Here is a 25,051-nt window from a genome sequence, read left to right on the forward strand (position 1 = left end):
ATGAAATAGGCGAAGTCTAGAAGACCTCGCCCCTTCCCGAACCGTACGGGCACCTTTCAATGCATACGGCTCTCCATTTCTAAATGAGTTTTCGTTTTGTCATTTGATTGTATTCTAAAAGGTTTTGACTAACCTTTATAAAACATTCTCTGCATAAGCATATCTGCCTACGGTTTATTCTTATCATTTCTTTGATGATATGAGAATAAGGCATATGCAGTGAACTTATCCTTTTTCTATGAAACATGACATGATGTTGTGGATTGCCACATATGTAACAGTTTCTTTTGAGAGGATTCGTATCTCTATATCTGTATTCCACGTCCTGCTTGATTCTACGAAGCCACTGTGGGAAGAATGTTTTATCACGTTTGAATGAAGGATATAAAGCTAATCTGATTGTTTTAGCTTCTCCCTTGTCATTCATATACGAATAAATCAGTTGTGTATGATGTTTCTTAAAGACTTTCTTTATTGAAATATCACATTTACGTGCAATCGTATAGGCAATGGAATATTGAATGATGTACTGGATTCTATGCATGTCATAGTAGTTCCTGCAGCCCTGATTATTGTTGACCAGACCCCTGAGAACCTGATTACCATAGGTAATGATGTCTTCTATGGGTTTGCATAATAATCGTTTTATGGAAGCAGGATTTCCAGATGCATCACACATTCCGTTGTCATGCAGTTTGCGTATGAGTTTTTGTTTGTCAATGAAGATGTCAATGTTAGGGAAATCTCCTGCTGATGAGATATCCAAGAAAGTGTGCCTTTTCATTTTTTGCATGTGTGATAAGGGTCTTTTCTTCGCTGAGCCTGAGATGAAGTTCATCTTCAAGGAATTGTTTAATTTCCTGTTTGAGCTGTTGAGCATACGCTCTTGAAGAAATGGTTCCTATCAAGAAATCATCGGCATAGCGTACGTAATGTACCCTACGAAATGAAGAATCAAAGTTATCAACAGATGATGTTGACTTCAGTTCTTTTCTTAGTCTTTTGATTTCCTTGACATCGTGCACTGATATCGCTTTGTTAAGCTGATATTTTAGCCTGGCATATTCAGGATTCTGTCTGCGATGTTTTCCCATCGTATCGCGTTCGATAACTTCTTCCATGAATCTGTCCAGCTTATCCAGATAGATATTTGCAAGAATCGGACTGGCACAGGAACCCTGTGCATTGCCTTGTTTCGTTGAATGGAATTTGTGTTCCATGTCAAAATATCCAGCCTTAAGCAGTTTATTGATGAGGCGAATAAAGCGTTCATCATGAATTCTCTCACGAAGGATGGATTCTAGAATACGATGGTCGATTTCGTCAAAACATGCAGAGATGTCACCCTCAATGAACCAGACCGTAGAGCGCCAGGTTTCAACTTGAGCCAACGCACTATGTACACTGCGATTGGGACGGAAGCCATGGGAAAGGTTTGAGAATGTAGGTTCATAGATACATTCGAGTATGATGTGAACGCATTCCTGTACCAGCTTGTCCTTTCCATTGGGAAAGCTAAGCTTACGCATTTTCCCATTCTTCTTGGGGATGTAAGTAATTCTGTTGGGCTGGGGCTGATAGCTTTCATCTCTAAAGGATGAAATCAATTCATCAATCCACTCCTCACAGAAACCATGAAGAGATGTTCCATCACTGCCAGCAGTTTCAGCACCATCATTGGATTTGATACTGTTGTAGGCAATGTAGTAGAAATCTCTATCGTATAAAAGGCGATAGACATCCTTGTTGATGTAACAGTGATTCTGGCTGTTACGGGAACGAAAACCTTCTAGTTTCGTTAAAAGTTTTTGATGACTCATTCGGGTCAACTCCTTTCAAAAATAGAAATTAGAAACTGTCTCCTTTCACCATGTATTATCCATTACAGATAATCGTTGGGCTACTGTAGAGACTCTCTACCCGTGATGGTTAGAATAAAGAAAAACCAGAGCACTAGGGTATATCACGGTAACGCTTAATATAGTCACTCCATACTTAGGTATCCAATTGGTCTTTTAGGTTGATGATGTCAACTGTGCTAAACGGCCTGCTTATATTCAATCCCTTGAATATTGAATATACTGTTTAGAGACAGGAGTGGTTACCTGAATGTCTTCCTAAAACCACAAGACTTGGATTCAGCTCTGGAAGCTTTACCATATATGGCCTAGCTAGCCAGGCCACTCGTTCATAGAGAACTAATCCTGGCTTTACCGACATGCTTTGGTCCCCGTCGGGTTATCCCCTAAAGGTAAGTCGGTTGCTTTACATCGCAATGCAGGAGCGATGATTTCAAAAGAAATATATATTAAGCGCAAGAACGTGCGCACCAAAAGGAGGAAACCATATGATAGCAGTTGTTGGAGCTATGGAAGAAGAAGTTGCTGAAATAAAAAAGTATATGGATATAACTTCTATGCAGGCAATTCATGGATATACTTTTTATGAAGGTACAATAGCGAATACAAAAGTTGTTGTTGCACAAGGTGGTATTGGAAAAGTGAATGCAGCTATTTCAACCACTTTGTTATTAACAAATTATGATATTGATTTTCTTATTAATGTAGGTTCTGCTGGTGGACTTTCTTTATCACAAAATGTTGGTGATGTTGTTATTTCAACAGGGGTTCTCCATCATGATGTTGATGTAACTGCTTTTCAACGTGAACTTGGTGAAGTGCCTGGTATGCCACGTATCTTTGAACCAGACAAAAAAGCTTTAAAACTGGTTGAAAATATTTTAAAAGATCTTCATCTGTCGTATCATATGGGGCTTATTGTTTCAGGAGATCAATTTATTTGTCGTGATGATCAGGTTAGTCAGATTAAAAAGAATTTTCCTGATGCAATATGTGCTGAAATGGAAGCTGCATCTATTGCACAGGTTTGTCATGTTTTTCAAGTTCCATTTATTATCACAAGATCTCTAAGTGATATCTATCAAAAAGGTGAAAATCATGTGCAATTTGATGAATATTTAAAACAAGCTAGCCAAGCTTCTGCAAAAATGTGTTATCATCTTATTTCTATATTATCGCAATAACACTTGTTATTGCTTTTTTATATAAGGAGGATCTCTATGAAAAAAATTGAATTATTGGCTCCTGCTGGCGACAAAGAATCTTTAATTGCTGCAGTACAAAATGGTGCGGATGCTATATATTTAGGTGGAACTTTATTTAGTGCACGTGCTTTTGCAAAAAATTTTGATGATGAACAACTACAATGGGCAATACAATACGCTCATTTATATGATGTCAAAATCTATGTTACTGTAAATACGTTATTTAAAGATGCAGAGATAGATGCTTTGATTTCATATTTGGATAAATTATATGAATTTCAAGTAGATGCCCTGATTATCCAAGACGTTGGATTATTTGATATTGTCAGAACTTTATATCCTGATTTTGAAATTCATATGAGTACACAATCTTCTATTATGAATCACTATGGTGTCAATTACTTTGAAAAATGTGGTGCATCACGTGTTGTATTAGCACGTGAAAATACATTAGAAGATATTCAATCTATTTGCCAAAATACATCTATAGAGATTGAAGTTTTTGTTCATGGAGCTATGTGCGTGTGCTATTCTGGACAATGTTTAATGAGCAGTATGATTGGAAAAAGAAGTGGAAATAGGGGACAGTGCGCCCAACCATGTCGTTTGCCATATCAATTATTAAAGGATGATCAAGTTTTACCTGAAAAATATCCTTTTATTCTATCACCAAAGGATATGATGACAATAGAACATGTTGGTGATCTTATTGAAGCAGGTGTTTCTTCATTGAAAATAGAAGGACGTATGAAAAGGCCAGAATATGTTGCCAGCGTTACACGTGCATATCGCCAAGCAATTGATGCCTTTTATGAACATAAAAAAATTGATTTACAGCCCCTTATTCATGATATGAAGGCGATGTTTAATCGCAATTATACTTTAGGTTATTTAAAACATGATACTCATCTTGTAGATGGTGACTATTCTGGACATAGGGGTAGTATTATTGGTGAAGTTTTGTATTATCATAAAAAGCAAAAAAGAGTGGGGATTCGTTTAAAAGATACACTCATGCAAGGTGATAGCATTGTTTTTGAAAATATTGATAAAGGAAGACCAGTCAATAAAATCTATCATCAAAAAAAATTAGTGAATAAAGCTTATTCAAATGATGTGATTGAAATAGAATTTGATTATTATGTTGATCGAGGATTGGTTAGAAAAACACTTGATACAAATGTTGTTGAAAAAATGCAACAGACATATCAAAAATCACCACGAAAAGTCTCAATATCTATGGAGTTTGAAGCCCATATATATCAAAGAGCAAGACTTATTCTTAAGAAAGAAAATTTAAAAGTAACAGTTGAATCACAACAGGAAGTTCAATTAGCTCATAATACGCCTCTTGAAAAACAGAGAATCAACCAGCAGTTATCAAAACTGGGATCTACACCATTTATAGCAGAGCATATACAGATAAACATAGATGAAGGTATTTCAATGCCTATTAGAGATATTAATGAGATGCGTAGACATGCAACAGATATGTTGATTGAAAAATTATCTCATCAAAAAATACATCATCATAGTCGGCAAAAAATGTCTACATATAGCCAAAAAAGCACTTCTCAAGCACCTCAATTTTATATTCTTGTTCATTCCATAGAACAATTAAAAACAGTCATTCAATATCCTTTTGATACAATTATTTATCCTTATCAGGAAAGGATAGAAAAAGCTTATGAAATTTGTCAAAAACATCAAAAGAAAATGATTATGATGACATCTCCTGTTATGAAAGATGATGATATTGAAGATGTATTATCATCACAGATTTATTCGCAAATAGATACAATATTGGTAAATGATTATGGTGCATATATGGCTTTCCAAGATAAAAAACTGGTTGTGGGTCAGGGCTTAAATATTTATAATTCGTATGCTGCACATCATTATCATCAACCATATTTGGTTTCTCTAGAAATGTCAGCAACTGAAATTAAACATTTGCAGGTTGATTTAACACATTGTCTTGTTCAAATCTTTGGTAAAACAACAAATATGATTAGCGAATATTGTCCAATTACTCAATATTATTTTGGATATCAAAATAAGCATTGTCAAATGTGTAAACAAGGTCATTTTGCCTTGAGAGATCGAAAAAATGAGAAATTTGATATAATGGTTGATAATAAATGTCGTATGCACTTATTAAATGCACATACACTTTTTTATGATCAATTTAAACAATTACCAGTTGGTGGATTCCTTATTGCGTTCACTAACGAAGATCAACAACAAGTTCAAATGGTGATGGATGATTTTATGCAGATGATCTATAACCAACAAAAGAGCCATATTCGACAGAAAATAAAAGTAACTTCAGGATATTTCAAAGAATAATGTTGAATCATCAATATTTATGTCTTTCACAAAAAAAGTTTTTTCATATTCTAAATTGCGATTGTTTTTCATTCATGATATAATATTATTATGGAGGTGACCTTATGGCAATAGATATGGATTTAGCTAAAAGACTGAAGGTTTATCGTAATTTTAAACACCTTACTCAAAAAGAAGTTGCTTCTCATCTTAATGTTCCCCATTCTGCTATTTCAGATATTGAAAATGGTAAAAGAGATGTGACAGTTAGTGAATTAAAAATTCTTTCACATCTTTATGGACGTAGTGTTGAAGAAATTATGAGTGGTAAAAAATACGATTATTATAATATTGCAAATATTGCACGTCTATTAACAGAATTGCCAGATGATGATTTAAAAGAAGTTATGTTTATTATTGAATATAAACGTAAAAGAGTTGAAGAAAAAAATAAAAACAACCAATAAAAAAGAAATTAGTTACAGAAGCTAATTTCTTTTTTTATTTTAACAGTGTTTTAAATTCTTCTAATAATTCAAGTCCTTCATCTAATATATCCTGATTACAAATCTCATCTGTTTGACAATGATGAAATTCAACTTGGATATCATTGTTATCACGAATATCAATAAGAGCATATGTTCCATATCCATAACTTCCTCGATTCATCATCAAACTTCCTGGATTAACAAAAAGAATGTTTTGATGTTTTTGGATCGTTGGAACATGTGTATGACCATGTAAACAAAGATAACAATTTTCTTTTTGACAAAGCTGTATTAATTGATCATATCCATAATAAACTCCATAATATTGTCCATGTGTAACACAGATATGTTGAAATGTTTTATAGATAGGGAAGGGTGCATCATCATGGTTTCCCTTAACAACAATATCAAATAATTGTATATATGGATCATCAACAGGTAAAGATGAATCACCACAATGAATCATATAATCAACATGAAAACGATAGTGAGTTACCACACGCTGTAAATAATTTTCGTAAAGATGACTATCGCTGACAACTAATAATTTCATTTCAATCAACTCTTTTCTTATATTATTCTATCATATTTCAATTATAAATTCATAATTATATTGATAGAATCAACCGATTTTCTCAAATAGAATACATCTGAGGCCTTTAGTGCGTATTTACAACGTTTTAAATAAGTAATAATCACTTATTTTCATTTGGTAAGTAACAAATAAGTAACAAAGATATTAATCAATTTTAATTTTCTTTATTTGTTGGATTAGAAAATCGGTAGATTCCTTTATATATAAATCTTCAGTTATGTCATTTGTAGAATGCCCGAGGATTTTTTTAATAGTTCTATGATCAATTCCTGATTCTTTTGCTAATGTAGCAAACGTATTTCTCGTATCATGCATTGTATGGTTCATATTTAAAGAATTCATGTATTTTTGAAATTTCGGTTGAATACTATTATATTTCGTACTATCAAGATATTTTATAACTTCTTTAATAAAGGGTTTAATATAAGGGTGTATAGGTATTATTCTATTTTTACCACTTTTAGTCTTTAATCCGCATACTAAATAATCGTCAGTTAATTTATCTATTTTTAATAACTCACTGGCTCGACAACCTGTTAGAATATACGCAAGTACGACTTTAGAAAAGAAGTCTTTTTGATCTATTAAGTATCTTATTTCTTCTCTAGAAAAAGGATAATGTATAGTTTTACGTTCATTGTTATCTGTAGTTATATCAATATACATTGAAAAATCATCATCTTTTGGAATCCATTGGTGTATAATAGCATATTTAAATGCGGTTCCAACTGCAATTTTACATTTGCCTAAAGTCACTTGAGTTTTTCCTTGTTTCTTTAAATTATCAAATGCTTTTTGCAATCGTGTTAAATTCAATTCTTTGATATCTACATCAACAATTTCAGACAATAAACTATAACACCATTTTTTAGCGTCATACCATGATTTTGATTTTCTGTTTTTATCTCTTTCAATAATACAGTTAATACATTCGCCTAGAGTATGTACTTCATTAACTGTTTCATACGATTCTTGCATTTCCTTGGAACTGTTATATTTAGCTAGATGTTTCAATGCATCTAAACGATTGGAAAAAGTTCCTATGCATTTTTGTTTTTGTCTACCTTCATCATCAAATCCTATTGTTACTTTAACCACCCACGGTTTTCGTCTTTTACCTTTTAGTTTTGTTACTGTACCAAATCCGTTGGGATTTTTCACACTTTCACCTCCAATCTCATTATATACTATAACATCAGCTCATTGTTAAATTTTTATCATTATTTTTTCTTATAATGATTTATGCACCGGTGTTAAAGTATATAGGAGGTTGGAATATTTTAATGATAAATAATAAATTGACATTAAGTGTTAAAGAAGCATCGAGGATTTCTGGATTACCAAAGTCTTTTATAAGAAAACAAGTAGAAAATGGCGTAATTCCAAAATGTTATTCTATTAATCATAAATATAGAAGAGTATTTGTTATATTTAGAAGACCGTTTTTGGAATGGTTAAAAGAAATTAGGTCATAATCGTATGGGTAAAAGATATTCATATGGAGAGAGGCTAAAAATTGAATATTTTAAATGTAGAATTAAAGAGCTCAATTATTTAAAATATGAAGTTAGAATTATTCAAGAAGAAATAGATGAAATAACATACTCAATTAATAAATCTAATACATCTATAATTTATATTTCGAATGATCAAACAAATATTAATAGTCAAAATGAAAAGTGGAATAAACTTATAGATAAAAAAGATCAACTATTGCGAAAGTTGGAATTTTTCAATAAAGAGATAAGATATATTAATAATATATTGGATTCTTTAGCACCAATAACAAGAGATATGGTTATTGATTTATTTATTGAGAAATATACATCAGAGAAAGTGAAGGATAAATATTTTGTTTCAAATCCCTATCAAGCTATTAATGATGAATTGCGTTATTTGGATATTGATAAATTTTAATCATATTTGAGTGTTATTATGGTAATGTGGAAATAAAAAAACCCAAAATAAATGAGTTCTTTAGAGTACGCACGCTTTACAAGTTATATTATGAAAGGAGGTTGTTTACATATGACAAAAGAAGAATCAAAAATCTTTTTAGATAATATACTTCTTATGCTTGAAGATGTAAAGAAAGTCTATAATCAGAAAAAAACTGAAGCTATGGATAAGTCTTTGCAATACGAAGAGCGAAGAAAAGTATACGCTATCAAAGAAAGAACTGTTGATGATTTGATTTACTCAATTAAATGTAAACAAAAAGAAATCAACAATTTGTTTGAAGAAGAGTCAGAATAATTAGACTCTTCTTTTTTTTTTGGACTTAACGATTGACAACTTTATCAATGATATCTGTAAAGATATTTATAGAACTTTTTCTATCAGATAAAGCATCATCAAGACTTTCGTCACCATAGACTTCCATGACTTGATCGATAGTCCAATCATCACCAATGTCTTTCATTTCTTCAATGAATAAATTCGCTTCTTTTTTGTTCATATATAACTCCTCCTTACTCTTTCATTATATAAAAGTTATTTTAAAATTCAAGTAAATTATATATCAAAATAAAATTTGCGCGTAGAAAACATATTCCTTTATGAAAGAGAGGAGAATAATTATGTTAGAAACAATGTTTGGAATTATATTAGTAATGGGATTTGGAGCATTCATATTACTATGTGGAATTGGAGTAATATTGTTAGGAGATTTAATATTCAAAACGAATTCAGGAAGAAGACTTATTAGAGAATGGTTTGAGATTAAACCTAAATCTAACTAGGTCTTTTTTTCTTTTCGCATAAAAAACATACTATATTATGAAAGAATAATTTATAAGGAGGAAATTAAGATGAATGAAATTTTACTAGAATCAAGACATGGAGCTGATTTATTAGAAGCGTATAAGGAATTAATGAACGACATGAGTGAAGTTATAACATTAAATGACTTGAAAGATATGGATAGTCAAGATGTTAAACTCTTGCATGATTTGATTAAATTCATGGACGTTGCTATGCAATCAACTATATTTGTGATTGAGACCGTAAGATCTATTGATCGAAGCCAAGATAAATTATTATCAGAGGTAAGAGAGTTAAAAGCAAAATTATAAGAGCTTTGACTCTTTTTCTTTTCGTATATTTTACAAACACTATTATGAAAGGAGAGATTATTTATGAATGAAGAATTGAAAGCTAATTTAAAGAATTTGTATTATGAAAACAAACAAAAAATACTAGGAGTCACATCAATAGCAGCAATAGCTTTAGTGAGCTATAAGACTGGTATATGGAGAGGACGAGCAGAAGGTATTAGAATTGGAAATAGGTATTTAATACAAATGGCAGAACAAATTAGCAAGGTTGAGTCTAAATAAGGCTCTTCTTTTTTCTTTTGCCATATTAGTAATCCAAAAAAATCCCGTGGTGAAAATTTGAAAAAATCAAAGGAGGTTTATATTTATGTCATTAACAATTATTTGGGTTCTTATTAGTCTTATGTCACTAGCAGTAGGTATTTTAATTGGTGCTATATTGTATGAGAATAACAGGAAAATGCGCTCAATCGGTGTACTTAATGTTATTGATACAAGTGAAGGCATTCAGATGGCTTTAGCACTTGATAGTGAGGTTAAAGAGTTCGTCAATAAAGAATATGTTATATTGCAAGTACGAAACAGAAAGGCTTAACGCTATATTTACACACCATATTATGAAAGGAGAATTATATTTATGAAGAAAAGTCAAAAGAAATTGCTAATTCAGGAGAATCAAAAATTATTAGAAAGTTTAGATCAATTAGATCCACAATCTGAAGATTATCAGGTAACGGTATCAAGAATTAAAGACATTCAAACGATTGTTGACAGCGATAAAACAGTTGATAAAGTTGTTGACTGGAGTTTGAAAGCCGGACAGATCATTTTACCGTTAACTGTTAGTGCAGGATTGTTCTTAATTGGTTTAAAATTTGAAGAAAATGATTCGCTTGCTTCGGCATTAAACAGAACGATTCTAGGTAAAGTAATCAAATTTTAAGTAAGGGAGCCTATCAAAGGCTCTTTTATTTTTTTTTTATATAGAAAGAGGTGAGATATATGTTGAGATTGAGGTACTGGTCTAAGAAATTAAAAGCTAAACGTATTGAGTATAAATACAAAAAGCTTCTTCATAAGCGAGGAATGGCATTATATATTGGGGACTATGAAGCTGAAAAATACTTTAAGATTCAAATAGATGAATTGCGTTTTAAATATAAAGATTTTTTTCAAGGTGATATTTGATGAGATACCATTACGAAAAACCTAAATATTTTAGAGCTGCTTATGGTAAGACTTATAAACAAAACAACCCGGTATTTCATCAATGTACTTTATATTTAATTAATTCCAAAGGTTTGGGAGTTATTCAACAACGTTATAATCCCATTAATAAAACAACTTGGTGGACGGAGATAGATCCTTGGCTGGTAGATGAGTTATATTTACATCCCAAGTTTAAAGAGTTCTTTGATAAACGTTCTAAAGATTGTAAGGACGGTTGTTATCCAGTTGTTACAATACGTCAAATTATGTGGGCTTTGAAAATGAAACCACTTAAACGTGAAAGATGGGAAACATGCTTCGATAGAAGAGAAGTGTAAGTACGCATAAATTACAAGTTATATTACGAAAGAGAGGTAATTTATTATGTATGAAACTTTATTTATTTTAATGGGATTTATTGCATTTACAGGTTCAGTATTGGTTTATGGATTTTTTAAAGATGAGTAAACTAATACTCTTACCTTTTCTTTCGCATAAAATACATGGTCTTCTATGAAAAGGAGGACGTATATTATGATAATAACAACTATATTAGTTATGGTAATCGGAATACTTATATTTGGAGGAATCTTACTTCTAGGAGTAGGAGGAGGATTAGTGACAATACTAGCATCTGACTTAATCGTAGCAGCAGGTATTATATTCTTAGTAGTACGTTGGATTAAAAACAGAAAGAAGTAGGATCATTTGAAGATTCTATTTCTTTTTTCCTTTTCACGCAAGCCAAACAATGTCTATTATGAGAGGAGATGAAATTAATGAATTCGAAATTAATGAAATTTATTGGAGTTGGTTTAGCTATTGCTGGATTTGCAATCACACAAGTTCAGAAAGCTATTGAATCAAAAGAACAGGAAGCATTAATTGATGAAAAAGTTAAGGAGCAACTTGCTCAGATGAAGGAGTCTAAATAATGGACTCTTTTGTTTTTAATTTATATTTATCGAACGAGAGGAGAATGTTGAAATGAAATTTGATGTTAAAGAATTAATTCAAGTAGGAACTAAAGTAATGAAAAAACATAGTCCAGAAATCTTAACTGGTGTAGGTATTGTCGGAATGGCCACAACAGTCGTATTGACTATTAATGGTACAGTTAAAGCATTAGATTTATTGGAAGAAGAAAAGAGAGAAAGAACTTCTAAATATTTCAATGAAGAAGATATTGATAAGGAATGGAAAAATACTCCTTTGACAAAAAGAGAAGTGTTTGCAATCTGTTGGAAACCTTATATTCCAGCGGTTATTACATTTTTAGGTGCTACAGGTTGTCTAATTGGGTCAAATTCAGTTAATTTGAAACGAACAGCAGCCTTTACAACTGCCTATAAAGTTATGGAAACATCTTATAAAGAATATAAGGATAAAGTTGAAGAATTAATTCCAGCAAAGAAAAAGAAAGAAATTAAAGATAGTATTGCCGAAGATCATGTAAGTAAATATCAGCCAAATGCTACACAAGTGATTATCACGGATAAAGGTAATACACTATGTCAAGAGTCAGTATCAGGTCAATATTTTAGATCTGATGCAAATATTTTAAAAGCTGCCCAAAATGCAATTAATGAGAAACTTTTAGCTCACGATTATGTATCTTTGAATGAATTATATGTCGAATTAGGTATTGAGCCAACAACAGTAGGTAATGCAATTGGTTGGGAAATCAATAAAGTAAGAAATGAAGTCGGAAGTAATCTTATTCAAATCGACTGGAGTGCTCAAATGGCTAAAGATAACCAACCATGCCTCTATATTCAATACAATATAGAGCCTACTTACGGGTTTGATCAATATGGGTATTGAAGCTACTTTGATGGTACGCGTAAAATACATGAACTATTATGAAAGAAATTAAAGGAGGAATTTAAGATGAAAAACACAGAAAAATTAAATCAAGAGGAAGTAGTAGTTGAAGAAACTGAAATGACTAAAGAAGGAGGTTTAGACAAAGTGAAAGAAGCTGCTAAAAAATATGGTAAGAGAATAGCTATTGGAGCTGGAATCTTAGCTATGGGAATTGGAGCATTCGCATTAGGTCGAAGATCAAAATCTGAAGACTATCAGTTGGAAGATGAAGAATCTGAACTTGATTATGTTGAAGGTGTTGAATCTAATGACGAAATTAATGATTTAATGGAAGAGTCTAACTAAGCTTGGACTCTTTTTATTTCGCATTGATGAGTAAGAAAAGGAGGAACAAAATTATGGAACAATACCCATCAAATTCGCACAAGACAAGAGAGAAAGAATTAAATCGCGAACCACTAAAATTGCCAGAGAAGAAGATGCAAAAAGCAACATTGAAAGGAGCAGTACGTACGAAAAAGAAAAGTACAGCACGTAAGCTTTTAGACACATTTGTTGTAGAAGATTCTCGAACAATTAAGGATTATGTTCTCAATGATGTATTAAAACCAGCAATAAGAGATGCTATCGAAGATATTGTAACAAATGGTATTCATATTTTATTGAGAGGTGAGCCACAAAAAGGAAGTCGAAGAAAAACACCTGGTTCAACTGTATCATATCAAAAATATTATGATGGAAGAGACTCTTATAGAAGAGATTATAGAAAACCAACATATCAACAAGCTTTTGATTATGATGATGTTATCTTAGAAAACCGTGGCGATGCAGAGTATATTTTAGATCAAATGTATGATGCAATAAAAGCTTATAAGATCGTTACTGTAGCCGATTTATGCGAATTATTAGGTATTTCAGCACCTTATACAGCTAATAAATATGGTTGGACTGATTTGAATAATGCAAGAATTGAAAGAGTGAGAGGAGGATATCTATTGGTGTTCCCAAAAGCATTCCCAATAGATGATTAAAGAATGAGTTTAGTAATGTTAAACGATGATTTAAAAGAAGAAATTACAAGAGCTTCTATATTAAATGAAGCTGAGAAATGTGTATGTGGTCAAAGAGAGCAGGATTATGGAAGTCCTGAAGATAACTTTAAAACTATTGCTTCTCTTTGGACTTCATATAAAGGTGTTGAATTTACACCTGTAGATGTATCTATGATGATGGCTTTATTAAAGATTGCTAGAATCTCAACTGGTACAGCTACAAAAGATAGTTTTGTTGATTTGGCTGGTTATGCAGCATGTGGTGGAGAGATTAAATTTAAGGAGGAAAACAAATAATGATTGAAAAAGTATCAAGAAATTTTAATAAATTTGGTTTAAAAGTAAGAAAAGCAAGCCCTGAAATTTTAATTGTAGCTGGAGCTGTTGGTGTTGTAGCTTCAGCAGTTATGGCTTGTAAGGCAACACTTAAATTAGACGAGGTTTTAGAAGAACCAAAAGAAAAAATTGAAAAGATTCATGAATGCTTAAATAATGAAGTATTTATGAGTTCAAGCACATATACTGAAGAAGATGGAAAGAAAGATTTATTAACAGTATATGTGCAAGGCGGAATACAAGTTGCTAAATTATATGCACCATCAGTTATTTTAGGAACTTTATCATTAGGAGCTATTTTAACTTCTCATCATATTTTAAGAAGTCGAAACATTGCTTTAGCTGCCGCATATGCAACTATTGAAAGAGGATTTAAAGACTATCGCGGACGTGTTGTTGAAAGATTCGGTAAACGTGTTGATTATGAATTGAAAAATAACATTAAAGCGATGGAAATTGAGAAAGTTGAAACAGATGAAGAAGGTAATGAAAAAGTTATTAAAGAATCTCAAGATGTCGTTCAAGCTCCATCAGAAAAATATTCAGAATATGCAAGATTCTTTGCTGTAGGGAATCCTAATTGGCAGAAAGATGCATCATTAAACTTATCTTTCTTAAGACAGCAGGAGAAATATATGAATGACCTTTTACGTTCTAGAGGTCACGTGTTTTTAAATGAGGTTTATGATTGTTTAGGTATTCCAAGAACAAAAGCTGGTCAAATCGTTGGATGGGTATATTCAAAAGATAATCCTGTAGGTGATAATTATATCGATTTCGGTATTTATGATGTTTATAAACCAGCAATTGCCGACTTTGTTAATGGATACGAAAGAAGTATCTTACTTGATTTTAATCCAGATGGGAATATTTGGGAACTTATTTGAATGATTGATGGATTATCTGGATTTGGTTCTGGAGATCCTTATCAGGATGAACTAGACTACTATCATCTTTTATAGTTGATGGTGGTCTATTTTTATTTTTTAGGAGGTATGTAAAATGAATCGTGGATTTTTAGCATTCACGTCTTTCCTAGTTGGTGGTGCTGTAGGGGCATTTATTACTTGGAAAGCTATAGATAAGTATTATGCAGATCTAGCAGAAGAAGAAATTCAGTCAGTTAAAGAAAGATATTACGGAGAAGAAAAAAACTCATATCAAGAAGAATCAAATGATAAAGAACATAAACACGAACAATATCCAAATAAGACTAATGATATTCATGAATACGCAAAGCTTTTATCTAAAGAACAATATGTAGATTATCAGAAAAATGACACAGAATCATTAGATGAAGAAGATGACGATACTTATGATATTTATGTCATTTCGCCTGATGAATACGGAGATAAAGTTGGTACCGAGGAATGGAATGATTGGGAATTAGAAGGGTTAGTTTATTTCCAAGATGGAGTTCTTTGTGATGAAAGAGATAACCCAATTCAAGAAGTTGAGTTAACTGTAGGTAGAGATTGGGTAACTAAGTTTGGATATTATGGTGATGAAGATGTTGTACATGTGCGTAATGAAGGTCTAAAAACTGACTATGAAATCGTAAAAGATTATAGAAACTATAGAGATATTGTTGAAGATCGAGGTGCTTAAAAGTGAATAGAATAGCAGATGAATATTTCGAATGGATGGTCGAAATGGTATCTGATGAAACATATCTATCCTATCGAAAGCTGCTATGCTATTTGCATGATATAGAATTTATTTATATTTTGCCCATGGATGGCAATAGAGCACAAGATGGTATAGATTTCAGATATCGTTTCGGTTATGAAAATGGATATTCTAGAGATCAAATTAAAAAATATTTAGATGTAAGACCTTGTAGCATATTTGAAATGATGGTTGCTTTAGCATTTGATGCTGAGGAACATATCATGGATGATGACAGTTATGGTAATAGAACAGGGCAATGGTTCTGGACCATGGTTGTGAGTCTTGGGCTTGGTCGTATGGATGACACTCATTTCAATAAACGTTATGTTGATCAGATTATTGATGATTTCTTAAATAGAAATTATGAGTCAAATGGAAAAGGTGGTTTATTTACTGTTCAGAATCCGCCGATGGATATGAGAGATGCTGAAATTTGGTATCAATTTATGTGGTATCTCAATGAAATATTAGAAATTTAAGAAAGGAGATATTTATGGCTGATTTTTTCATAATAACCCATCGTAAGAAGAAACGTGGCGGTCCTACAGAAATTTATCCAAAATTTATAATTTGTAAAAGTTCGGATCTTATGATTCGAGGAGGAGATTTTTATGCTGTATGGTTGGAAGATCGTGGATTCTGGTCGACTGATGAACAAGATGCGATTCGATTGATAGATAATGCAATAGAGGAAGAACTTAGACATTATAAAGGGTTAAATGTAAATGAAGAAGTGATTCCTAAGTATTTATGGGATGCCAGCAGTGGAATGATCGATGTTTGGCATAAGTATTGTCAGAAGCAAATGCGAGAAAATTATCACATGCTTGATGAAAAACTTATATTTTCAAATGATGGTACAAACAAGAAAGATTATGCGAGTAAAAGATTGAATTACCCTTTAGTTGAAGGTGATATTTCAGCTTATGATAAAATTATTTCAACTTTATATTCTGAAGAAGAAAGACATAAAATTGAATGGGCTATTGGAGCCATTGTGTCTGGCGAATCAAAGACATTACAGAAATTCATGGTGTTCTATGGTTCGGCAGGTACGGGTAAATCAACAATCATTAATATTATTCAAAAATTATTTGAAGGATATTATGCAATATTTGACGCTAAAGCATTGGGTTCAGCCAGTGCTTCTTTTGCGTTAGAACCATTTCGTACAAATCCACTTGTAGCTATTCAACATGATGGCGATTTATCTAAAATTGAAGATAATACAAGATTAAATAGTTTGGTTTCACATGAAGAGATGACCATTAATGAAAAATTTAAAGCAACATATACCAATAAGTTTAAAGCTTTCTTGATTATGGGGACGAATAAACCTGTCAAAATTACTGATGCAAAGTCCGGACTTATCAGACGTTTGATAGATGTTATTCCATCTGGAAATAAGATACCTTTAAACGAATACAATGACCTCATTGAAAAGGTTGATTTTGAATTGGGAGCCATTGCGTATCACTGTCTTCAGGTATATGTATCCGATCCTCATATATATGATGATTACGTTCCGGTTCTCATGTTAGGGGCAACAAATGATTTCTATAACTTTGTGGAAGATTCTTATTATGTATTTAAAGATGCTGAGATCATTACAGCCAAGCAAGCATGGGCCATGTATAAAGAATATTGTGAGGATGCCAATGTTAAATATCTTCAAACACGAAAAGCATTTGTTAATGAATTGAGAAATTACTTTGAAGAATATCACGAACATTATGAAGGTGTGAATACGAGAGGTGTTTTTAAAGGATTTCTTGCTGATAAGTTTCATCAGGTCACAAGTAAAAAGATAGAGGAACCTAATCAATCATCAACATGGCTTATATTTAAGGAACAACCATCCATATTTGATCAATCTTGTTCTCATTGGATTGCTCAATATGCTACATCCAAAGGAACACCAAGAAAAAAATGGGATAATGTTACCACAACTTTATCGGATTTGGATACTCATAAATTGCATTATGTCAAAATGCCTGATGGTCAGGAAAATCATATTGTTATTGATTTTGATATTCCAGATGAAGATGGTAACAAATGTCTAGAGAGGAACTTAGAAGCTGCATCCAAATTTCCACCAACATATGCGGAATTAAGTAAAAGTGGTGCAGGAATTCATCTCCATTATATCTATAATGGGGATCCAGCAAGGTTAAGTCGTGTATTTGGCGATCATATTGAAATCAAAGTATTTACAGGTAAAAGTTCACTGCGAAGACAATTAACCAAATGTAATGACTTGCCTATTGCTGTTATTAGCTCAGGTTTACCAGTGAAAGGAGTTGGTAAAGTGGTTAATTTTGACGCTATAAAAAGCGAAAAGGCATTGAAAACAATGATTAAAAAGAATCTTAATAAAGAGTATCATCCTGGTACAAAGCCAAGTGTCGATTTTATATTTAAGATTCTAGAAGATGCTTATGAAAGCGGACTCAAGTACGATGTAACGGATTTGAGAAATGCAGTCCTAGGATTTGCAGCCAACAGTACACATCAAGCAGATTATTGTATTAAGTTGGTCAATAAGATGAAGTTTAAATCAGAAGAACCATCTGAACAAATTGTTAATGATGATCAACCTATCGTATTCTACGATGTTGAGGTATTTCCAAACTTATTTTTAGTCAATTGGAAGTATCAAGGACCTGATAAACAGATGGTCCGAATGATTAATCCTAGACCAGAAGAAATTGAAGACCTTTTAAAATTCAGATTAGTTGGATTCAACTGTCGTAGATACGATAATCATATTTTATATGCAAGATATATGGGATATACAAATGAACAATTATTTAATCTATCCCAAAGAATCATTGTGGAAAAGGATCGTGATGCGTTCTTTGGAGAAGCGTATAACATATCTTATACGGATATTTATGATTATGCCGCAAAGAAACAATCCTTAAAGAAATGGGAAATCGAATTAGGCATTCATCATCAGGAATTAGGATTACCTTGGGATCAGCCTGTTCCTGAAGAGAAATGGGTACAAGTTGCTGAATATTGCGACAATGATGTTTACGCAACTGAAGCTGTATGGAATGCAACACAAGGAGATTTCTTAGCAAGACAGATTTTGGCAGATTTAGCTGATGGTTCAGTTAATGATACAACAAATAGTTTAACTACCAAAATTATATTTGGAAAAGAACGTAATCCTCAAAAAGAATTTAATTATCGTGACTTAGGAGAAGTTTGTAATGATGATTATATTCCAGATGGTTTTGATGAATACACGAGATTCAATAAAAAAGGTCAACCTGTATTCCCTGGATATGAATTTGAGGCAGGTAAATCAACCTATCGAGGAGAAAAGATTGGCGAAGGTGGTCGAGTGTATGCAGAGCCTGGTATGTATGGAATGGTTGCATTATTAGATGTTGCATCAATGCATCCAACAAGCGCAATTATGGAAGAATTGTTTGGTAAATATACAAAACGATTCAAGGATATTAAGGATGCTCGTGTTTATATTAAGCATGAAGATTGGGATAGCCTGAAACATATTCTGGATGGTAAGTTAATGCCTTACGTTAAGAAAATTCAAGACGGATTATTGAAAGCTAAATCATTAGCTCAGGCATTGAAGATTGCTATTAACTCCGTATACGGATTAACAAGTGCTAGCTTCATGAATGCATTTAGAGATTCGCGAAACATTGATAACATCGTAGCAAAACGTGGAGCATTGTTTATGGAAAACTTAAGACATGAAGTTGAAAAGAGAGGATTTATTGTTGCTCATATTAAGACTGATTCGATCAAGATTCCTGATGCAACACTGGAAATCATTCAATTTGTTATGGAATATGGAAAGATGTATGGCTATGACTTTGAACACGAGGCTACTTATGAACGTATGTGTTTAGTTAATGATGCAGTTTATATTGCTAAATTTGCAGATGCTGAAACTTGTGAGAAACTTTATGGCTATGCTCCAGGTGAATGCGTTGAAGATGGGGGTAAATGGACTGCAACAGGAACTCAATTTCAAGTTCCATATGTGTTCAAGAAATTATTCAGTAAAGAAGATATTACTTTCGATGATTTGTGTGAAACAAAATCAGTATCTAAAGGTACTTTATATTTGGATATGAACGAGGATCTTCCAGATGTTAGTGAACTTGAAGAGGTTAAGCAATACAGGATCAAACGTCCTGATTGGACTATGGTTGGTATTGAATCTTCTAAAAAAGCAGACAGATTATTGCTGAAGTATAAAGATATTTCAGATGAGGAACTTGATACTGAAATTGCTAAGGGCCACAACCATGTCTTTGTAGGACGAGTGGGGCAGTTCTGTCCTATTAAACCTGGATATAATGGCGGTTTATTATATCGCGAACAAGATGGCAAATATTATGCGGCAGCTGGCACAAAAGGTTATAGATGGCTTGAATCAGAAGTTGTCAAGAATTTAAATAATGACTCAATGATAGATAAAAGCTATTATGATCACTTGGTTGATGAAGCAGCTGAATCCATTAGTTTCTATGGTGATTTAGAATGGTTTATTTCTGATGATCCATATCAACTACCTAATTATGAAGAAGGGAAGCCTGTATATTTAGACTTTGGTAGTAAATCATGAATGAAATTCAAAGATATTTAGAAAGAGCTGAAGTAAAAGTTTATAAAGATTTAAAAACTGGTGAATTGATATTTGAAAGTAGAAATAGTGAATCTCCTCTAACAATGGATGAAAAGAGAGAGATTTCGCTTTTTTATGCTATTCAAAATCTACAACCGGTTAAATTTAAAAACAATTTCAAAGGAGATAAATAAGATGAATAGACAAGTAGATAACATTATTGTAGAAAATGCACATATTATTTGGAAGAATTTTGCAGGAGAACCAGGACCTTATAATCGTTCTGGTGATAGAAGTTTTACAGTCGTATTTGAGGATCCTCAAATAGCTCAGGAATTATTGGCTATTGGTTGGAATGTAAGAATGAAAGAGCCTAAAGAAGAAGGTGATATTCCATTCTACACATTACAGGTCGCTGTTAAATATGATTTCTATCCACCAAATGTATTCTTAGTAAATGGTAAAAAGAAAGAATTATTGGATGAAGAATCTATTAAATGTTTGGATTATGCAAGAATTGAGAATGCAGATGTTGTTATTAGACCTTATTGTTGGGAAGCTCAAGGTAAAGAAGGCATTAAAGCATATCTAAAAACTGGATATTTTACAATTGAGGAGGACCCATTCGCTTATAAATACGATGATTAAAAAAATAAGAGAGGATGAATATTATGAGATATTCAAGAACAAATGCCTATATATTCTTAAAAAGAAATAGCAATATCATAATGACTGGAGTTAGCATTGTAGGATTTATAGTTACATCAGTAAGCCTAGTGAAAGCAACATCAAAAGCAACATTAGCTATAGATCAGCTCCAAGATGAAAAAGATGAAATTGATATTTATGATAAAGCAAAGTTGGTTTGGAAATACTATAAATTCCCTATATTTACAGGAACTGTCACATTAGCAGTCATGTTATCTAATGGAGTTCTGAATCAGCAAAGACAAACTCAATTATTAAGTGCTTATGCTTTATTAGATCAAGGATATAAACAATATAGAGATAAATTGAAAGAGATATATGGTGAAGAATGCCACGAACGAATCATGAATGAAATTGCTATCGAACAAGCTGAAGATGTGTCGATTACAGCAGAATGTTTAACAAGCAATTGCGATTTAGGATCATATTCGATTTCACCTCAAATGTTATTTTATGATTCTTTTTCTAAAAGATATTTCCAATCAACCATCGAACAAGTTATTCAAGCAGAGTATCATTTGAATAGAAATTTTGTACTTGGCGGATATGTGACTTTAAATCAATTCTATGAATTTTTAGGCATAGCTCAATTAAAAGAAACTGAAGAATTGGGTTGGGCCATTGAAGATGAATTTTATTGGATTGATTTCAATCATTCTAAGAAGGTTGTAAATGATGAAGAATGTATTGTTATTGATTATGTTCTTTATCCTAGTCTTGCATGGAGTACGTACGAATATATGTAATATAAAATAAAATATAAGCCTGTCCTATATTTGGATGGGCTTTATTATAAATGAAAGGAGAAGATTTATGGGTCGATTAGATGCTACTATAACAATAGAACCTCAATTGAGATTATGTGAGGTTCATTTTAGATATAATGTACAACAAAAAGAATATTTAGGGCTTAAAGATAAAGATGTCATTGGATATTTTCATGGTTGGGGTCGATGGGAGAATGATCAAGGTTATACTGCCATATTCGGTATTGTTGAATTAGAGAACGGTAATGTGGTTACAGCTAGACCAGAACAAATTCATTTTATAGATGAAATCAATATGGATCTAGAACATACAGCAAAAACTTATAGAGAACATTTTATGAAGAAAGGTGAAGAAAAATGAGTTTTGAAACAAGAGATTGTATCGTTAATAATCAATTTTGTATATTGCATTGTTGGGAGCAATGGTCGGATGTAGTAGCGCCAAGTCCAATGATTGGAGGACATCCAGGCGGTCAGATGTCGATGATTTATGGAATAGTAGAATTTCCGGACGGTAGTGTTAAAAGAATAAGTCCAACAAATATAAAATTCTGTGATGAAAAGCATGCTGATTTATATATGGCGAATGATCATTTTCAGAGAAAAGTAGAAAGTGAGGTATCTGAAAAATGAGTTTAGAATATGATAATTATTTAATGCAACATAGAAATGGGGTTAATAAAAGTCTTGAGTGGCTACAAAAGAATTGTTCTTATTTATTTGAGAATATTGAATTTAATGCTTTAGAAATTCAATTATCTCATGATAAATCAAAGAATGATCCTGAAGAATACGAAGCTTATGATGCATATTTTTACGGGGGAAATAGATCATATCAAGTCGTTCAAGATTACAAACGTGCTTGGTTACGCCATATTCATCATAATCCGCATCATTGGCAATATTGGGTTTTAATCAATGATGACGAAGGCACCGAATGCATAGAAATGCCTATGCAATATATAATTGAAATGATTTGTGATTGGTGGTCATTTAGTTGGGTTAGTGGTAATTTATATGAAATTTTTAATTGGTATGATAACCATAAGGATCAAATCAAATTGCATGATGACACTCTTTATGCTGTGGAATCTATTTTAGATGATATTAAGAATAAATTAGATGCGGAAAGTGACGCGAATGAGTCTTAAATTATATCCTCATCAACTCAAAGCCATTAAAAATTGTAAAAATGGTTGTATTTTAAATGGTGGTACAGGTAGTGGTAAATCCTTAACAGCACTTGGTTACTATTATATTCGTAATGGTGGTTCTTGGGATTATTTGAATGGCGGTGACTATAAACGACTTGCTAAGCCTAAAGATATATATATTATCACAACAGCTGCAAAAAGAGATAAACATGAATGGGATGGAGAACTATCTCATTTTTATTTATCTAGATATAAAGATGTGAATATTTATCTCGATTTAAATGTTATTGTTGACAGTTGGAACAACATTCAAAAGTATATTGGCGTTAAGAATAGCTTCTTTATATTTGATGAACAAAGAGTTGTAGGTTCTGGAACATGGGTGAAATCATTCCTTAAAATTACTAAATTTAATGAATGGATTTTATTGACTGCTACGCCAGGAGATCGATGGACTGATTATATTCCAGTCTTTATAGCAAATGGTTTCTATCGTAATAAAACAGAATTCATTAATGAACATGTTATATATTCAAGATTTGTAGATTATCCAAAGATTGATAAGTATATTAATGAGCATAGACTTATTCGATTGAGAGATAAAATATTAATAGATATGGAATTTGATAGAGATACGATTCAGCATCATATAAATGTTGTTGTAAAGTATGATATTCCTCTTTATAGAGATACCATGAGAGATCGTTGGAATCCTTATGAGAATAAACCTATCGAACAAGCGGCTGAGTTGTGCTATACGCTTAGACGAATCGTAAATAGCGATGAATCACGAATAGAAGCTTTGTTAGATTTGGTTTTAGAACATCCTAAAAGCATTATATTTTATAACTTTGATTATGAGTTGATGATATTGAGATCTTTATTTGATAAGTTTCATGATGATGGAGTATTTGAAGTAGCTGAATATAATGGTCATAAGCATCAACCCGTACCTGAATCTACATCGTGGGTATATTTAGTTCAATATACAGCTGGATGTGAAGGTTGGAATTGCGTGAAAACTGATACAATTATATTTTACAGTCAGAATTATTCATACAAGGTTATGACACAAGCAGCAGGACGAATAGACCGTTTGAATACAGCTTTTAAAGATTTATATTATTATCACTTGAAATCCAAAAGTGGTATTGATTTAGCTATATCTAGAGCTATTAAAAACAAGAAAAAATTTAATGAAAGAAAGTTTGTTGGGTATGACTAGAATAAGTAGTATTCTCATTTTTTATATGATATAATTTTTATACAATATAACGAAGGGAATGGAAGGTTATTATGAAGAAATTAAAATTATTATTAGCTGCTTTTATGGTATTTGGATTGGTAGGATGTTCGAGCGGTTCTTCTGATACTCAAACTAAAGAAAATCAAGCTAAAGAAAATGAAGTTACAGAAAATAAATCCGAAGATATTCAATATGCAAGTATGTTACCTAATGAGAAAGAGTATTTCAAAAATGGAGAAATCACTACTATCGATGCTGACGGCGGTAAACAATATGCTTTCAGAGTTGAAAATTATCAAGATGGTGAATATGAAGCATATATAGAAAAATGTAAAGAGATGGGTTTTAATACAGATGTCAATGAAGGCAAAAATGATGGTGGTAAATGGTTCAATGCGTATACGTCAGATAAAGAATATTACCTTTCAGTTATGCTAGGGAATGAAATAGAAGCAATCGATATTAGCTGTAAAACGGCAACCAAAAAATGATTATAACTACAAAGAGAATGCTAAAAACGGTATTCTCTTTTTTATTTATGTGAAATAGAAAGGAGATTTGTTAAATGGGATTAGAACAAATTGCAGTAGCATTTTTCATATCATCATTATTGATGCTGTGCGCATTTCTATTCTCTAAATTTATTGATTTTATAGGGGATGATGAAATTGGATATTTTGCAACTTTATTGATAACATGTATAGGTTTAGGTCTTTGCCTAACTTATATTTTATATATGAATGGAATGGTGTGAAACGGTTTGTAAGTACGCGTAATTTACACATTATATTATGGAGAGATAGATAGCTCAGTGGGGGGAGAGCACTACTAATTATTAGTAGGGACATCAGTTCAAATCTGATTCTGTTTCTCTTTTTATTTTTAGTTTTGTAGACCTATCTATATTTACACACAGCGATATTTAGAAAATGAAAGGAGAG

General features: G+C 32.1%; 36 protein-coding genes and 1 tRNA gene. 32 read left to right on the forward strand and 5 right to left on the reverse strand.

Annotation, left to right across the window (positions count from 1 at the left end; all coding sequences use genetic code 11):
- Positions 1 to 79: 79 nt before the first annotated feature.
- The gene (locus B5E79_RS13605; protein WP_087305043.1) at positions 80 to 838 is read right to left on the reverse strand and encodes a group II intron reverse transcriptase/maturase; all 759 of its coding nucleotides are present in this window, start codon (positions 836 to 838) and stop codon (positions 80 to 82) included.
- On the reverse strand, positions 735 to 1,820 hold the full coding sequence (locus B5E79_RS13610) for a reverse transcriptase/maturase family protein (protein ID WP_206393048.1): 1,086 nt from the start codon (positions 1,818 to 1,820) through the stop codon (positions 735 to 737). The genes B5E79_RS13605 and B5E79_RS13610 overlap by 104 nt, the downstream gene beginning before the upstream one ends.
- Positions 1,821 to 2,347: 527 nt before the next feature.
- On the opposite strand from B5E79_RS13610, the gene B5E79_RS00010 reads away from it, so the two are divergent.
- The 3 genes from B5E79_RS00010 to B5E79_RS00020 all read left to right on the forward strand — a co-directional run bounded on the left by B5E79_RS00010 (position 2,348) and on the right by B5E79_RS00020 (position 5,859).
- On the forward strand, positions 2,348 to 3,043 hold the full coding sequence (locus tag B5E79_RS00010; protein WP_087296500.1) for a 5'-methylthioadenosine/adenosylhomocysteine nucleosidase: 696 nt from the start codon (positions 2,348 to 2,350) through the stop codon (positions 3,041 to 3,043).
- A gap of 36 nt (positions 3,044 to 3,079) precedes the next feature.
- The gene (locus B5E79_RS00015; RefSeq protein ID WP_087296501.1) at positions 3,080 to 5,413 is read left to right on the forward strand and encodes a peptidase U32 family protein; all 2,334 of its coding nucleotides are present in this window, start codon (positions 3,080 to 3,082) and stop codon (positions 5,411 to 5,413) included.
- A 104-nt stretch (positions 5,414 to 5,517) separates the two neighbouring features.
- Positions 5,518 to 5,859, forward strand: a complete 342-nt coding sequence (locus tag B5E79_RS00020) for a helix-turn-helix transcriptional regulator (RefSeq protein WP_087245222.1) — start codon at positions 5,518 to 5,520, stop codon at positions 5,857 to 5,859.
- A gap of 34 nt (positions 5,860 to 5,893) precedes the next feature.
- Here B5E79_RS00020 and B5E79_RS00025 read toward each other — a convergent pair whose 3' ends face one another.
- Positions 5,894 to 6,433, reverse strand: a complete 540-nt coding sequence (locus B5E79_RS00025) for a metallophosphoesterase family protein (protein ID WP_087296502.1) — start codon at positions 6,431 to 6,433, stop codon at positions 5,894 to 5,896.
- Between the two features lie 186 nt (positions 6,434 to 6,619).
- Entirely contained in the window at positions 6,620 to 7,636 is a 1,017-nt protein-coding gene (locus B5E79_RS00030) for a tyrosine-type recombinase/integrase (protein ID WP_087296503.1), read from the reverse strand.
- A gap of 318 nt (positions 7,637 to 7,954) precedes the next feature.
- Between B5E79_RS00030 and B5E79_RS00040 the strand changes: the two genes are divergently transcribed.
- Positions 7,955 to 8,392 carry a hypothetical protein gene (locus tag B5E79_RS00040; protein WP_087296505.1) on the forward strand — a complete coding sequence of 146 codons (438 nt, stop codon included), beginning with the start codon at positions 7,955 to 7,957 and terminating at the stop codon, positions 8,390 to 8,392.
- A 111-nt stretch (positions 8,393 to 8,503) separates the two neighbouring features.
- Positions 8,504 to 8,731: a hypothetical protein gene (locus B5E79_RS00045; RefSeq protein WP_087296506.1), complete on the forward strand. Its 228-nt coding sequence runs from the start codon at positions 8,504 to 8,506 to the stop codon at positions 8,729 to 8,731.
- A 25-nt stretch (positions 8,732 to 8,756) separates the two neighbouring features.
- Here B5E79_RS00045 and B5E79_RS13395 read toward each other — a convergent pair whose 3' ends face one another.
- Positions 8,757 to 8,933, reverse strand: coding sequence for a hypothetical protein (locus B5E79_RS13395; RefSeq protein ID WP_158095439.1), 177 nt, complete (start codon positions 8,931 to 8,933; stop codon positions 8,757 to 8,759).
- A 121-nt stretch (positions 8,934 to 9,054) separates the two neighbouring features.
- On the opposite strand from B5E79_RS13395, the gene B5E79_RS13400 reads away from it, so the two are divergent.
- The 27 genes from B5E79_RS13400 (at position 9,055) to B5E79_RS13415 (ending at position 24,981) form a co-directional block, all read left to right on the forward strand.
- A complete protein-coding gene (locus tag B5E79_RS13400; protein WP_158095440.1) occupies positions 9,055 to 9,216 on the forward strand; it encodes a hypothetical protein in 162 nt (53 codons plus the stop codon).
- A gap of 69 nt (positions 9,217 to 9,285) precedes the next feature.
- The gene (locus tag B5E79_RS00050; protein ID WP_087296507.1) at positions 9,286 to 9,549 is read left to right on the forward strand and encodes a hypothetical protein; all 264 of its coding nucleotides are present in this window, start codon (positions 9,286 to 9,288) and stop codon (positions 9,547 to 9,549) included.
- 63 nt (positions 9,550 to 9,612) lie between these two features.
- Complete coding sequence (locus B5E79_RS00055; protein ID WP_087296508.1) at positions 9,613 to 9,813, forward strand: hypothetical protein; 201 nt, start codon at positions 9,613 to 9,615, stop codon at positions 9,811 to 9,813.
- Positions 9,814 to 9,898: 85 nt separating this feature from the next.
- Positions 9,899 to 10,126, forward strand: coding sequence for a hypothetical protein (locus B5E79_RS00060; RefSeq protein ID WP_087296509.1), 228 nt, complete (start codon positions 9,899 to 9,901; stop codon positions 10,124 to 10,126).
- Positions 10,127 to 10,168: 42 nt separating this feature from the next.
- Positions 10,169 to 10,474, forward strand: coding sequence for a hypothetical protein (locus B5E79_RS00065; protein ID WP_087296510.1), 306 nt, complete (start codon positions 10,169 to 10,171; stop codon positions 10,472 to 10,474).
- Between the two features lie 59 nt (positions 10,475 to 10,533).
- Complete coding sequence (locus B5E79_RS00070; RefSeq protein ID WP_087296511.1) at positions 10,534 to 10,719, forward strand: hypothetical protein; 186 nt, start codon at positions 10,534 to 10,536, stop codon at positions 10,717 to 10,719.
- Positions 10,719 to 11,078, forward strand: coding sequence for a hypothetical protein (locus tag B5E79_RS00075; RefSeq protein WP_087296512.1), 360 nt, complete (start codon positions 10,719 to 10,721; stop codon positions 11,076 to 11,078). Before B5E79_RS00070 ends, B5E79_RS00075 begins: the two co-directional genes overlap by 1 nt.
- Positions 11,079 to 11,274: 196 nt before the next feature.
- Positions 11,275 to 11,442: a hypothetical protein gene (locus B5E79_RS13405; protein WP_158095441.1), complete on the forward strand. Its 168-nt coding sequence runs from the start codon at positions 11,275 to 11,277 to the stop codon at positions 11,440 to 11,442.
- A gap of 77 nt (positions 11,443 to 11,519) precedes the next feature.
- Positions 11,520 to 11,675 carry a hypothetical protein gene (locus tag B5E79_RS13410; protein ID WP_158095442.1) on the forward strand — a complete coding sequence of 52 codons (156 nt, stop codon included), beginning with the start codon at positions 11,520 to 11,522 and terminating at the stop codon, positions 11,673 to 11,675.
- 52 nt (positions 11,676 to 11,727) lie between these two features.
- Positions 11,728 to 12,564 (forward strand): DUF6353 family protein, encoded by an 837-nt coding sequence (locus B5E79_RS00080; RefSeq protein ID WP_087296513.1) that lies wholly within the window; start codon positions 11,728 to 11,730, stop codon positions 12,562 to 12,564.
- A gap of 66 nt (positions 12,565 to 12,630) precedes the next feature.
- A complete protein-coding gene (locus tag B5E79_RS00085; RefSeq protein ID WP_087296514.1) occupies positions 12,631 to 12,912 on the forward strand; it encodes a hypothetical protein in 282 nt (93 codons plus the stop codon).
- Between the two features lie 53 nt (positions 12,913 to 12,965).
- Positions 12,966 to 13,598, forward strand: coding sequence for a hypothetical protein (locus B5E79_RS00090; protein ID WP_087296515.1), 633 nt, complete (start codon positions 12,966 to 12,968; stop codon positions 13,596 to 13,598).
- Positions 13,599 to 13,601: 3 nt separating this feature from the next.
- Positions 13,602 to 13,916 (forward strand): DUF6378 domain-containing protein, encoded by a 315-nt coding sequence (locus B5E79_RS00095; RefSeq protein ID WP_206393049.1) that lies wholly within the window; start codon positions 13,602 to 13,604, stop codon positions 13,914 to 13,916.
- A complete protein-coding gene (locus B5E79_RS00100; RefSeq protein ID WP_087296516.1) occupies positions 13,916 to 14,842 on the forward strand; it encodes a DUF6353 family protein in 927 nt (308 codons plus the stop codon). The genes B5E79_RS00095 and B5E79_RS00100 overlap by 1 nt, the downstream gene beginning before the upstream one ends.
- A 115-nt stretch (positions 14,843 to 14,957) precedes the next feature.
- Complete coding sequence (locus B5E79_RS00105; RefSeq protein ID WP_087296517.1) at positions 14,958 to 15,563, forward strand: hypothetical protein; 606 nt, start codon at positions 14,958 to 14,960, stop codon at positions 15,561 to 15,563.
- Between the two features lie 2 nt (positions 15,564 to 15,565).
- Positions 15,566 to 16,105: a hypothetical protein gene (locus tag B5E79_RS00110; protein ID WP_206393052.1), complete on the forward strand. Its 540-nt coding sequence runs from the start codon at positions 15,566 to 15,568 to the stop codon at positions 16,103 to 16,105.
- Between the two features lie 14 nt (positions 16,106 to 16,119).
- The gene (locus B5E79_RS00115) at positions 16,120 to 20,235 is read left to right on the forward strand and encodes a DUF5906 domain-containing protein (RefSeq protein WP_087296518.1); all 4,116 of its coding nucleotides are present in this window, start codon (positions 16,120 to 16,122) and stop codon (positions 20,233 to 20,235) included.
- On the forward strand, positions 20,232 to 20,429 hold the full coding sequence (locus B5E79_RS00120) for a hypothetical protein (protein ID WP_087296519.1): 198 nt from the start codon (positions 20,232 to 20,234) through the stop codon (positions 20,427 to 20,429). The genes B5E79_RS00115 and B5E79_RS00120 overlap by 4 nt, the downstream gene beginning before the upstream one ends.
- A 1-nt stretch (position 20,430) precedes the next feature.
- Complete coding sequence (locus B5E79_RS00125; RefSeq protein ID WP_087296520.1) at positions 20,431 to 20,883, forward strand: hypothetical protein; 453 nt, start codon at positions 20,431 to 20,433, stop codon at positions 20,881 to 20,883.
- A 23-nt stretch (positions 20,884 to 20,906) separates the two neighbouring features.
- Complete coding sequence (locus B5E79_RS00130) at positions 20,907 to 21,689, forward strand: DUF6353 family protein (protein ID WP_087296521.1); 783 nt, start codon at positions 20,907 to 20,909, stop codon at positions 21,687 to 21,689.
- A 67-nt stretch (positions 21,690 to 21,756) separates the two neighbouring features.
- On the forward strand, positions 21,757 to 22,071 hold the full coding sequence (locus B5E79_RS00135) for a hypothetical protein (protein WP_087296522.1): 315 nt from the start codon (positions 21,757 to 21,759) through the stop codon (positions 22,069 to 22,071).
- The gene (locus B5E79_RS00140) at positions 22,068 to 22,343 is read left to right on the forward strand and encodes a hypothetical protein (RefSeq protein ID WP_087296523.1); all 276 of its coding nucleotides are present in this window, start codon (positions 22,068 to 22,070) and stop codon (positions 22,341 to 22,343) included. Before B5E79_RS00135 ends, B5E79_RS00140 begins: the two co-directional genes overlap by 4 nt.
- Positions 22,340 to 22,861 (forward strand): DUF5662 family protein, encoded by a 522-nt coding sequence (locus tag B5E79_RS00145; RefSeq protein ID WP_087296524.1) that lies wholly within the window; start codon positions 22,340 to 22,342, stop codon positions 22,859 to 22,861. The genes B5E79_RS00140 and B5E79_RS00145 overlap by 4 nt, the downstream gene beginning before the upstream one ends.
- Positions 22,851 to 24,089, forward strand: coding sequence for a DEAD/DEAH box helicase family protein (locus B5E79_RS00150; protein WP_087296525.1), 1,239 nt, complete (start codon positions 22,851 to 22,853; stop codon positions 24,087 to 24,089). Before B5E79_RS00145 ends, B5E79_RS00150 begins: the two co-directional genes overlap by 11 nt.
- A 71-nt stretch (positions 24,090 to 24,160) precedes the next feature.
- Positions 24,161 to 24,601 (forward strand): hypothetical protein, encoded by a 441-nt coding sequence (locus B5E79_RS00155; RefSeq protein ID WP_087296526.1) that lies wholly within the window; start codon positions 24,161 to 24,163, stop codon positions 24,599 to 24,601.
- Positions 24,602 to 24,675: 74 nt separating this feature from the next.
- Entirely contained in the window at positions 24,676 to 24,864 is a 189-nt protein-coding gene (locus B5E79_RS00160) for a hypothetical protein (protein WP_087296527.1), read from the forward strand.
- 43 nt (positions 24,865 to 24,907) lie between these two features.
- A tRNA-Asn gene (locus tag B5E79_RS13415) sits at positions 24,908 to 24,981 on the forward strand.
- Positions 24,982 to 25,051 lie beyond the last annotated feature (70 nt).

The sequence above is a fragment of the Massilimicrobiota sp. An134 genome, from assembly GCF_002160815.1.
In the GTDB taxonomy this organism is placed as follows: Bacteria; Bacillota_I; Bacilli_A; order Erysipelotrichales; family Coprobacillaceae; genus Allocoprobacillus; species Allocoprobacillus merdigallinarum.

Coding starts and splice junctions, on each gene's coding strand:
- B5E79_RS13610 (WP_206393048.1), bottom strand. CDS start 1,820: ATGAGTCATCAAAAACTTTTAACGAAACTAGAAGGTTTTCGTTCCCGT.
- B5E79_RS00155 (WP_087296526.1), top strand. CDS start 24,161: ATGAAGAAATTAAAATTATTATTAGCTGCTTTTATGGTATTTGGATTG.
- B5E79_RS00100 (WP_087296516.1), top strand. CDS start 13,916: ATGATTGAAAAAGTATCAAGAAATTTTAATAAATTTGGTTTAAAAGTA.
- B5E79_RS00045 (WP_087296506.1), top strand. CDS start 8,504: ATGACAAAAGAAGAATCAAAAATCTTTTTAGATAATATACTTCTTATG.
- B5E79_RS00140 (WP_087296523.1), top strand. CDS start 22,068: ATGAGTTTTGAAACAAGAGATTGTATCGTTAATAATCAATTTTGTATA.
- B5E79_RS00070 (WP_087296511.1), top strand. CDS start 10,534: ATGTTGAGATTGAGGTACTGGTCTAAGAAATTAAAAGCTAAACGTATT.
- B5E79_RS00015 (WP_087296501.1), top strand. CDS start 3,080: ATGAAAAAAATTGAATTATTGGCTCCTGCTGGCGACAAAGAATCTTTA.
- B5E79_RS00060 (WP_087296509.1), top strand. CDS start 9,899: ATGTCATTAACAATTATTTGGGTTCTTATTAGTCTTATGTCACTAGCA.
- B5E79_RS00130 (WP_087296521.1), top strand. CDS start 20,907: ATGAGATATTCAAGAACAAATGCCTATATATTCTTAAAAAGAAATAGC.
- B5E79_RS00160 (WP_087296527.1), top strand. CDS start 24,676: ATGGGATTAGAACAAATTGCAGTAGCATTTTTCATATCATCATTATTG.
- B5E79_RS00115 (WP_087296518.1), top strand. CDS start 16,120: ATGGCTGATTTTTTCATAATAACCCATCGTAAGAAGAAACGTGGCGGT.
- B5E79_RS00055 (WP_087296508.1), top strand. CDS start 9,613: ATGAATGAAGAATTGAAAGCTAATTTAAAGAATTTGTATTATGAAAAC.
- B5E79_RS00145 (WP_087296524.1), top strand. CDS start 22,340: ATGAGTTTAGAATATGATAATTATTTAATGCAACATAGAAATGGGGTT.
- B5E79_RS13410 (WP_158095442.1), top strand. CDS start 11,520: ATGAATTCGAAATTAATGAAATTTATTGGAGTTGGTTTAGCTATTGCT.
- B5E79_RS00095 (WP_206393049.1), top strand. CDS start 13,602: ATGAGTTTAGTAATGTTAAACGATGATTTAAAAGAAGAAATTACAAGA.
- B5E79_RS00150 (WP_087296525.1), top strand. CDS start 22,851: ATGAGTCTTAAATTATATCCTCATCAACTCAAAGCCATTAAAAATTGT.
- B5E79_RS13605 (WP_087305043.1), bottom strand. CDS start 838: ATGAACTTCATCTCAGGCTCAGCGAAGAAAAGACCCTTATCACACATG.
- B5E79_RS00020 (WP_087245222.1), top strand. CDS start 5,518: ATGGCAATAGATATGGATTTAGCTAAAAGACTGAAGGTTTATCGTAAT.
- B5E79_RS13395 (WP_158095439.1), bottom strand. CDS start 8,933: ATGAACAAAAAAGAAGCGAATTTATTCATTGAAGAAATGAAAGACATT.
- B5E79_RS00050 (WP_087296507.1), top strand. CDS start 9,286: ATGAATGAAATTTTACTAGAATCAAGACATGGAGCTGATTTATTAGAA.
- B5E79_RS00085 (WP_087296514.1), top strand. CDS start 12,631: ATGAAAAACACAGAAAAATTAAATCAAGAGGAAGTAGTAGTTGAAGAA.
- B5E79_RS00120 (WP_087296519.1), top strand. CDS start 20,232: ATGAATGAAATTCAAAGATATTTAGAAAGAGCTGAAGTAAAAGTTTAT.
- B5E79_RS13405 (WP_158095441.1), top strand. CDS start 11,275: ATGATAATAACAACTATATTAGTTATGGTAATCGGAATACTTATATTT.
- B5E79_RS00075 (WP_087296512.1), top strand. CDS start 10,719: ATGAGATACCATTACGAAAAACCTAAATATTTTAGAGCTGCTTATGGT.
- B5E79_RS00025 (WP_087296502.1), bottom strand. CDS start 6,433: ATGAAATTATTAGTTGTCAGCGATAGTCATCTTTACGAAAATTATTTA.
- B5E79_RS00135 (WP_087296522.1), top strand. CDS start 21,757: ATGGGTCGATTAGATGCTACTATAACAATAGAACCTCAATTGAGATTA.
- B5E79_RS00090 (WP_087296515.1), top strand. CDS start 12,966: ATGGAACAATACCCATCAAATTCGCACAAGACAAGAGAGAAAGAATTA.
- B5E79_RS00065 (WP_087296510.1), top strand. CDS start 10,169: ATGAAGAAAAGTCAAAAGAAATTGCTAATTCAGGAGAATCAAAAATTA.
- B5E79_RS13400 (WP_158095440.1), top strand. CDS start 9,055: ATGTTAGAAACAATGTTTGGAATTATATTAGTAATGGGATTTGGAGCA.
- B5E79_RS00010 (WP_087296500.1), top strand. CDS start 2,348: ATGATAGCAGTTGTTGGAGCTATGGAAGAAGAAGTTGCTGAAATAAAA.
- B5E79_RS00125 (WP_087296520.1), top strand. CDS start 20,431: ATGAATAGACAAGTAGATAACATTATTGTAGAAAATGCACATATTATT.
- B5E79_RS00105 (WP_087296517.1), top strand. CDS start 14,958: ATGAATCGTGGATTTTTAGCATTCACGTCTTTCCTAGTTGGTGGTGCT.
- B5E79_RS00080 (WP_087296513.1), top strand. CDS start 11,728: ATGAAATTTGATGTTAAAGAATTAATTCAAGTAGGAACTAAAGTAATG.
- B5E79_RS00040 (WP_087296505.1), top strand. CDS start 7,955: ATGGGTAAAAGATATTCATATGGAGAGAGGCTAAAAATTGAATATTTT.